Raw genomic sequence first — 7,270 nt, 5'->3', positions numbered from 1 at the left:
TACCCCCGCCCCGGCGCCAAAGGTCTGCGGCTGGTGCCCCAGCGCCCTGCGCCCGATGATGTCCGGCGATGGTCTGGTGGTCCGGATCCGTCCGCCGATGGGGCGGCTGTCGCGCCCACAGGCGGGCGCCGTCGCGGCGCTGTCGCGGCGCTTTGGCAATGGTATTCTGGACCTCTCCGCCCGCGCCAGCCTGCAACTGCGCGGTGTCCGCCCCGAGGATCACGCGGCGCTGATCGCCGCCCTGCAGGATCACGGTCTGGTGGAGCGCGACGCCGGGGTCGAGGCGCGTCGCAATCTCTTGCTGACGCCCTTCTGGGCCGCCGGCGACCGCAGCCAGCGCATCGCGGCAGACCTTTCGGCGCGCCTCGCGGCGGCACCGGATCTGGACCTGCCCGGCAAGTTCGGCTTTGCGGTTGATGCGGGGGACAGCCCGGTTCTGCAACAGGTGGCCGCCGATATCCGCATCGAGGGCGCGGGCGAGGCGCTGACCCTGCGGGCCGACGGCGCGGATCTGGCGCGGCAAGTGACCGAACAGACCGCCGCCGCCGCGGCCATCGCATTGGCGCGCTGGTTTCTGGCCGAGGGCGGCGCGCCCGAGGGTCGGGGCCGGATGCACCGGTTGATTGCGCGCCGCGGTCCGCCCCCTGCGCATGACGCACCCGGGGCAACCAGCGCCTATACGGCCGCTCCCGGCCCCCTTGCCGGTGGCCGACTGGTCGCGCTGGAGTTCGGCCAGCTGCCCGCCGCAACCCTTGCCGCCCTGGCAAATGCCGCGCCCCTGCGCCTGACCCCCTGGCGCATGCTGCTGCTGGAGGGGGTTTCGGACATCGCCGCCCTGCCCGGCCTGATCCTGGAGACCCCGGATCCGCGCCTGCAGGTGAGTGCCTGCACCGGCGCACCCGGTTGCCTGCAGGCGCAGGCGCAAACCCGCGCCCTTGCCCGCGATCTGGCACCGATGCTGCCCGCTGGCCTGCACCTCCATGTGTCCGGCTGCGCCAAAGGCTGCGCCCATCCCGGCGCCGCCGACCTGACCCTGACCGCCACCGGTCCTGACACTTTTGACCTGATCCGGGGCGGGCGCGCAGACGCCCGCCCTGCCCGCCGCTCCCTGAGTGCAACCACCCTGCGCCGCACCCCGGACGTTCTGACGAAAGACACCTGACCCATGCTGCACACCTATGAAACCGACGGCGCCAAGATCTACGCCGAAAGCTTTGCCACCATCCGCGCCGAAGCCGATCTTGCCCGCTTCACCAAGGACGAAGAGGTGGTTGCCGTGCGCATGATCCACGCTGCCGGCATGGTCGGGCTGGAGGCGCATATCCGCTTCTCAACCGGCATGGCCGAAACCGCCCGCGCTGCCCTGGCCAAGGGCGCGCCGATCCTCTGCGATGCCTATATGGTCTCGGAAGGGATCACCCGCCCCCGCCTGCCTGCGGGCAACCAGGTGCTTTGCACCCTGCGCGACCCGAAGGTGCCCCAGATGGCCCAGGACATGGGCAACACCCGCTCGGCGGCGGCGCTGGAACTGTGGCGGCCGCATCTTGCGGGCGCCGTGGTGGCGATCGGCAATGCCCCCACGGCCCTGTTTCACCTGCTGAACATGCTCAAGGATCCGAGTTGCCCGCGCCCTGCCGCCATCATCGGCTGCCCCGTCGGCTTTGTCGGCGCCCGCGAATCCAAGGATGCGCTGATGGCGGATCTGCCGGTGCCCTCGATGATCGTCGAAGGGCGGCTGGGCGGATCGGCGATCACCGTCGCCGCCGTCAACGCCCTGGCCTCCTGGAAGGAATAGACATGACCGCCCTCCCCACCGGCAAAGTCATCTGCGCGGGCCTCGGCCCCGGCGATCCCGAACTGATGAGCGTCAAATCCTGGCGCGCGCTTCAGTCCGCCCGCCATGTGGCCTATTTCCGCAAGGCAGGCCGTGCCGGACAGGCGCGCGCCATCGTCGACGGCCTGCTGGCGGAGGGGGTCACCGAGTATCCGATGGAATATCCGGTCACCACCGAGATCCATTTCTCCGACCCCGAATACAACCGCCAACTTGCCGCCTTTTACGACCAATGGGCCGACACGCTGACCGAGATTGCCCGTCAGGACACCGTGGTGGTCCTCTGCGAGGGCGATCCGTTCCTCTATGGCTCTTTCATGCATCTGCACACGCGGCTGGCGGGCCGGGCCACGGTCGAGATCATCCCCGGCATCACCGGCATGTCCGGCTGCTGGACCGCGACCGGCCAGCCGATCACCTGGGGCGATGATGTGCTGACCGTGGCCATGGCAACCCTCTCCGAAGCAGAACTGACCAAGCGCATTGCCGAAACCGACGCATTGGTGGTGATGAAGATCGGCCGCAACCTGCCCAAGCTGCGCCGGGCGCTGGCGGCAGCGGGGCGCGCCGACGACGCCTGGCTGGTGGAACGCGGCACCATGCCCGCCCAGACGGTTCAAAAGCTCTGCGATGTGACCGGCGAGGTGCCCTATTTCTCCATCGTGCTGCTGCACGGAACAGGACGGCGCCCATGAGCGAGATACAAAAAGGCTGGGTGGTCATCGCGGGCCTCGGCCCCGGCTCTGACCGAATGGTAACCGCCGAAGTGCAGGACGTTCTGGCCGAGGCCACCGATGTGGTCGGCTATGTTCCATACGTGCAGCGCATCGCCCCACGCGACGGCTTGACCCTGCACGCCAGTGACAACCGGGTCGAGGTGGACCGCGCAACCCATGCGCTGCAGATGGCGGCAGAGGGGCGGCGTGTCGTCGTGGTCTCCTCCGGCGATCCGGGGGTCTTTGCCATGGCCTCTGCCGTGTTCGAGGCGCTGGAGGCCGGCCCCGATGCCTGGCAGAGACTGGACATCCGGGTGCTGCCCGGCATCACCGCCATGCTCGCCGCTGCCGCCGCCATTGGCGCGCCGCTGGGCCATGACTTTGCCGCCATCAACCTCAGCGACAATCTAAAACCCTGGGAGTTGATCGAGCGTCGCTTGCAATTGGTGGGCGAGGCCGGCCTCGCGATGGCCTTTTACAACCCGCGGTCGAAATCCCGCCCGCATCAGTTTGCCCGCGCACTGGAGGTGCTGCGCGCCGCCTGCGGCGAGGAGACGCTGATCACCTTCGCCCGCGATGTGACCAAGCCGGGACAGACGCTGCTGACCCTGCCGCTGCGCGACGCGCGGCCAGAGATGGCCGATATGCGCACCGTGGTGATCGTTGGCAATCGCGACACCCGCCGGGTCGGGCCCTATGTCTATACCCCCCGCTTTGCCCCCGGCCATCAGCCGAAGACGCCGGATGGTCAGGCCTCGTGATCCAGCCAGCGCATCACCGCCTCGATGGTGCCCAGCACCCGCCGCGCCGGGATCTGCGGCCGGTCGATCATCACCACCGGCACCCCGAGGGTCCGGGCGGCGGTCAGCTTGGCCTCGGCCCCGGTGCCGCCGGCGTTCTTGGCCACCACATGGGTGATGCCATGGGCCCGCATCAACGCCGCATCCGCCGCCGCCGTGAACGGGCCGCGCGCGATCACCACCGTCGCGTCGGGCAGCACCAGCGGCCCCTCGGGCGGGTCGACCAGCCGCAACAGGTAGCGATTGGCGGGCTTGGCCGCAAATTCCGCCAGTTGCTGCTTGCCGATCGCCAGGAACACCCGCGCGCCGGCCTCGGGCAGTGCGTCCACCGCACCCGCAATATCCGCCACATGACGCCAGCTGTCGCCCGGCTGCGCGCGCCAGGCCGGGCGTTCCAGCGCGCAGAGCGCGACGCCCGCCGCGGCGCAGCCCGCCACCGCATTGCCGCTCATCTGCGCGGCAAAGGGATGGGTGGCATCAATGACATGGCTCACGCCTTCACGGCGCAGGTAATCCACCAGCCCGGCCACGCCACCAAAGCCGCCGACCCGGCAGGGCAACGGCTGCGCCGCCGGGCGCGCGGTCCGGCCCGCGTAAGAGAACACCGCCTGACGCCCGGCTCCCGCCCAATGCGCCGCGAGGTGGACGGCCAGGTGCGAGGCTTCGGTGGTGCCGCCCAAAAGCAGGAGTTTGGTCATGTCTGATCCTTTGACTGCGCCCACAAAACGGCCCTGGCTGACCCTGATCGGGCTGGGCGAAAATGGCCTTGAAGGGCTGACGGATGCAAGCCGATCCGCGCTGGCGGCGGCAGAAATCATCATCGGGGGGCCACGGCATCTGGATCTGGTTGACGCGGGCGCGCGGGGGCAGCCCTGGCCGGTGCCGTTTTCCACCGCACCGGTGCTGGCGGCACGGGGGCGGGCCTGCGTGGTGCTGGCCTCTGGCGATCCCTTCTGGCACGGCGCCGGCGGCAGCCTGTTGCGCGATCTCGATCCGGGCGACTGGGTGTCACATCCCGCGCCCTCCTGTTTCAGCCTGGCGGCCAGTACACTCGGCTGGCGGCTGGAGGATACCCTGTGCCTTGGCCTGCATGCGGCCCCATTTGCCCGGCTGCGCCCGCTTCTGGGAAGGGGCAGCCAGGTGATCTGCACCCTGCGCGATGGTGCGGCGGCGGCTGAGCTGGCGGCCTATCTGACCTCCATCGGCCAGGGCGACAGCGGCCTGACCCTGCTTGAACGGCTTGGTGGGCCACACGCGCGCCACCGCGAGACCACCGCCGCCAGCTATGCCCTCACCGATGTGGAGGCGCCGGTGATGGCGGCCTTCGTCGCGGCGGGCCCCGGCCTGTCGCAGGCTGCGGGGCGCGCGGATGCCTGCTTTGCCCACGACGGGCAGATCACCAAACGCCCGATCCGGGCGCTGACGCTGTCGGCGCTTGCCCCGCGGGTGGGCGAACATCTGTGGGACATCGGTGGCGGCTCCGGGTCCGTGTCGGTGGAATGGTGCCTGGCGGCGCGCGGCGCCACGGCCACCACCTTTGAGGCCCGCGCGGACCGGCTGGCCAACATCCGCCGCAACGCCGCGGATTTCGGCCTCGCCCATCGGATGACGGCGATCGAGGGCCGCGCACCGCAGGTTCTGGCAGATCAGCCAAGACCGGACTGCGTTTTTATCGGTGGTGGCGGCAGTCAGGCGCTGCTCGATCACCTCTGGCAAACCCTGCCCGCAGGCACCCGGATCGTCGCCAATGGGGTCACCCTGGAGACGGAAACGCTGCTGATGCAGGCCCATGCCAGCCACGGCGGCCAGCTGCTCAGGGCTGAAATCGCCGAAGCCGGCCCCCTGGGCAGCCTGCGCGGCTGGACGCGGGCGCGCCCGGTGGTCCAATGGAGCGTGACCAGATGATCGTCGCCGGTTTTGGCTTTTCCGAGCGCGCCACGGACACCAGCCTGGAGGAGGCCTTTGCCGCGCTGCAACAGCGCCCTGACCGGTTGGTCACCCTGCGCCACAAGGCCGTCAGCCCAGTGTTTCAGACCTTTGCCCGGCGTCACACATTGCCCGTGGACAGCCTGGAGGACGACCAGATCGCCGGCATCGTGACCGCCACCCAATCCCCGCGCATCCAGGCGCGGTTCAACACCGGATCGGTGGCCGAAGCCGCCGCGCTTGTTGGCGCGGGCACGGGCGCGCGGCTGATCCAGACCAGATATGTGACCACGGATGGGCTTGCCACCGTGGCTCTTGCGGAGATGATAGACAGATGACCGTTCATTTCATTGGCGCCGGACCGGGTGCCGCCGACCTGATTACCCTGCGCGGGCGCGACCTGATCGCCGCCTGCCCGGTGTGCCTTTATGCCGGCTCGCTGGTGCCCGAAGCGCTGCTGACCCATTGCCCCGAGGGCGCCAGGATCATCAACACCGCGCCCCTGTCGCTGGACGAGATCATGGCAGAGATCAGCGCCGCACATGCAGCGGGCCAGGATGTCGCGCGGCTCCATTCCGGTGACCTGTCGGTCTGGTCCGCAATGGGCGAACAGCTGCGCCGCCTGCGCGATCTGGACATCCCCTATGACATCACCCCCGGCGTGCCGGCCTTTGCCGCCGCCGCTGCCGCGCTTGGCACCGAGCTGACCCTGCCCGGTGTCGCGCAATCGCTGGTGCTGACGCGCACCTCGGGTCGGGCCTCGGCAATGCCCGACGGCGAAACGCTGGAGAATTTCGCCGCCACCGGCGCGACGCTGGCCATTCACCTGTCGGTACATGTGCTGGACGACGTGGTGGCGCGGCTCACCCCGGCCTATGGCGCCGACTGCCCCGTCGCCATCGTCTGGCGTGCGACATGGCCGGATCAGAAGATCGTCAAGGCCACTCTGGGCTCGGTGATTGAGGCCACTGAGGGGGCGCGCGGACGCACCGCTTTGATCCTCGCGGGCCAGGCTCTGGGCGCGGAAGATTTCGCCGAAAGCTGCCTTTATGGCGCGGACTACGACCGCCGCTACCGCCCGCAAAGCGCGGATAGCCCCTGGTCCGAGTGGAGCGATGGGGATGATTGATCGGCTGCTGACACATGCCAAGGACAGCGCCCGAGCCTGGGTGGGGGCGAAAGCGCCCTCCCGGGGGGAGGGTCCGGCGCTGTCCGGCCTGTCGGCCGGACGGAACTTCCGAATGAAGGGCGCAAAGCAATGACCGACTTTCCCAAGGGGTTGATGATCTCCGCCCCCTCCTCCGGCACCGGCAAGACCACAGTGATGCTGGGCCTGTTGCGGGCACTCACCGAGGACGGGCTGACCGTGCAGCCCTTCAAGAGCGGGCCGGATTATATCGACCCTGCCTTTCACTTTGCCGCCGCTGGACGGGCGTCCTTCAACCTTGATACCTGGGCGATGGATGGCGCGCTGCTGGACGCCGTCACCACCCAGGCGCAAGGCGCGGATATCTGTATCGGCGAGGGGTCGATGGGGCTGTTCGATGGCGTCGCCACACGCGGCCAGTCGGGCTTTGGCTCTTCGGCAGAAACCGCCTTGCGCATGGGCTGGCCGGTGGTGCTGGTCATCGACGTGGGCGGTCAGGCGCAATCCGCTGCCGCCACGGCGCTGGGGTTCAAGATGTACAATCCTGACCTGCCCTTTGCCGGCGTGATCCTGAACCGCGTCGCCAGCCCCCGCCACGACCGTCTGACCCGGCTGGGAATGGAGCGGGCGGGTGTCACCGTGCTCGGCTCCCTGCCCCGGCGCGGCGATCTGGCCCTGCCGGAGCGGCATCTGGGCCTGATCCAGGCGGTCGAACACCCGGATCTGGAGGCGGCGATTGCGGGCTATGCGGCCTTCCTGCGCGAGAACGTCGACCTTGAGGCGATCCGCGCGGTGGCCCGTACGGCAGCCGCCCCCACCCCGCGTGCCCTGCCCAATCCCCCGGCCC

At 69.5% G+C, this 7,270-nt stretch carries 9 protein-coding genes; 8 read left to right on the top strand and 1 reads right to left on the bottom strand.

Translation table 11 applies throughout. The features are described 5' to 3' along the window. The 4 genes from cobG to cobJ all read left to right on the top strand — a co-directional run. Positions 1–1,162: precorrin-3B synthase (gene cobG / locus TRIHO_RS12075; protein ID WP_232367777.1), on the top strand; the 1,162-nt coding region annotated here is incomplete at its 5' end. A 3-nt stretch (positions 1,163–1,165) separates the two neighbouring features. Next, a complete protein-coding gene (locus TRIHO_RS12070) occupies positions 1,166–1,795 on the top strand; it encodes a precorrin-8X methylmutase (RefSeq protein WP_068243802.1) in 630 nt (209 codons plus the stop codon). Between the two features lie 2 nt (positions 1,796–1,797). Continuing rightward, positions 1,798–2,529 carry a precorrin-2 C(20)-methyltransferase gene (locus TRIHO_RS12065; RefSeq protein WP_068243795.1) on the top strand — a complete coding sequence of 244 codons (732 nt, stop codon included), beginning with the start codon at positions 1,798–1,800 and terminating at the stop codon, positions 2,527–2,529. After that, on the top strand, positions 2,526–3,311 hold the full coding sequence (gene cobJ / locus TRIHO_RS12060; protein ID WP_068243792.1) for a precorrin-3B C(17)-methyltransferase: 786 nt from the start codon (positions 2,526–2,528) through the stop codon (positions 3,309–3,311). Before TRIHO_RS12065 ends, cobJ begins: the two co-directional genes overlap by 4 nt. Here cobJ and TRIHO_RS12055 read toward each other — a convergent pair. Further along, a complete protein-coding gene (locus TRIHO_RS12055) occupies positions 3,299–4,048 on the bottom strand; it encodes a cobalt-precorrin-6A reductase (RefSeq protein WP_068243785.1) in 750 nt (249 codons plus the stop codon). The genes cobJ and TRIHO_RS12055 overlap by 13 nt on opposite strands. On the opposite strand from TRIHO_RS12055, the gene TRIHO_RS12050 reads away from it, so the two are divergent. The 4 genes from TRIHO_RS12050 to TRIHO_RS12035 all read left to right on the top strand — a co-directional run. Further along, entirely contained in the window at positions 4,047–5,255 is a 1,209-nt protein-coding gene (locus TRIHO_RS12050) for a bifunctional cobalt-precorrin-7 (C(5))-methyltransferase/cobalt-precorrin-6B (C(15))-methyltransferase (RefSeq protein ID WP_068243784.1), read from the top strand. The two genes, TRIHO_RS12055 and TRIHO_RS12050, sit on opposite strands and share 2 nt — an antisense overlap. Beyond that, entirely contained in the window at positions 5,252–5,614 is a 363-nt protein-coding gene (locus TRIHO_RS12045; RefSeq protein WP_068243782.1) for a cobalamin biosynthesis protein, read from the top strand. Before TRIHO_RS12050 ends, TRIHO_RS12045 begins: the two co-directional genes overlap by 4 nt. After that, on the top strand, positions 5,611–6,405 hold the full coding sequence (gene cobM, locus TRIHO_RS12040) for a precorrin-4 C(11)-methyltransferase (RefSeq protein WP_068243778.1): 795 nt from the start codon (positions 5,611–5,613) through the stop codon (positions 6,403–6,405). The genes TRIHO_RS12045 and cobM overlap by 4 nt, the downstream gene beginning before the upstream one ends. Before the next feature lie 129 nt (positions 6,406–6,534). Beyond that, on the top strand, positions 6,535–7,270 hold a 736-nt coding region (locus TRIHO_RS12035; RefSeq protein WP_082705126.1), incomplete at its 3' end, for a cobyrinate a,c-diamide synthase.

Source organism: Tritonibacter horizontis (assembly GCF_001518015.1).
GTDB classification, from domain to species: Bacteria; Pseudomonadota; Alphaproteobacteria; order Rhodobacterales; family Rhodobacteraceae; genus Epibacterium; species Epibacterium horizontis.
Note: the sequence above shows the minus strand (reverse complement) of the source record. Positions and strands in the feature narration are given on the sequence as shown.

Excerpts from the sequence above, each read along its gene's own strand:
- TRIHO_RS12070 (WP_068243802.1), top strand. The coding sequence starts at position 1,166 with ATGCTGCACACCTATGAAACCGACGGCGCCAAGATCTACGCCGAAAGC.
- TRIHO_RS12065 (WP_068243795.1), top strand. The coding sequence starts at position 1,798 with ATGACCGCCCTCCCCACCGGCAAAGTCATCTGCGCGGGCCTCGGCCCC.
- cobJ (WP_068243792.1), top strand. The coding sequence starts at position 2,526 with ATGAGCGAGATACAAAAAGGCTGGGTGGTCATCGCGGGCCTCGGCCCC.
- TRIHO_RS12050 (WP_068243784.1), top strand. The coding sequence starts at position 4,047 with ATGTCTGATCCTTTGACTGCGCCCACAAAACGGCCCTGGCTGACCCTG.
- TRIHO_RS12055 (WP_068243785.1), bottom strand. The coding sequence starts at position 4,048 with ATGACCAAACTCCTGCTTTTGGGCGGCACCACCGAAGCCTCGCACCTG.
- TRIHO_RS12045 (WP_068243782.1), top strand. The coding sequence starts at position 5,252 with ATGATCGTCGCCGGTTTTGGCTTTTCCGAGCGCGCCACGGACACCAGC.
- cobM (WP_068243778.1), top strand. The coding sequence starts at position 5,611 with ATGACCGTTCATTTCATTGGCGCCGGACCGGGTGCCGCCGACCTGATT.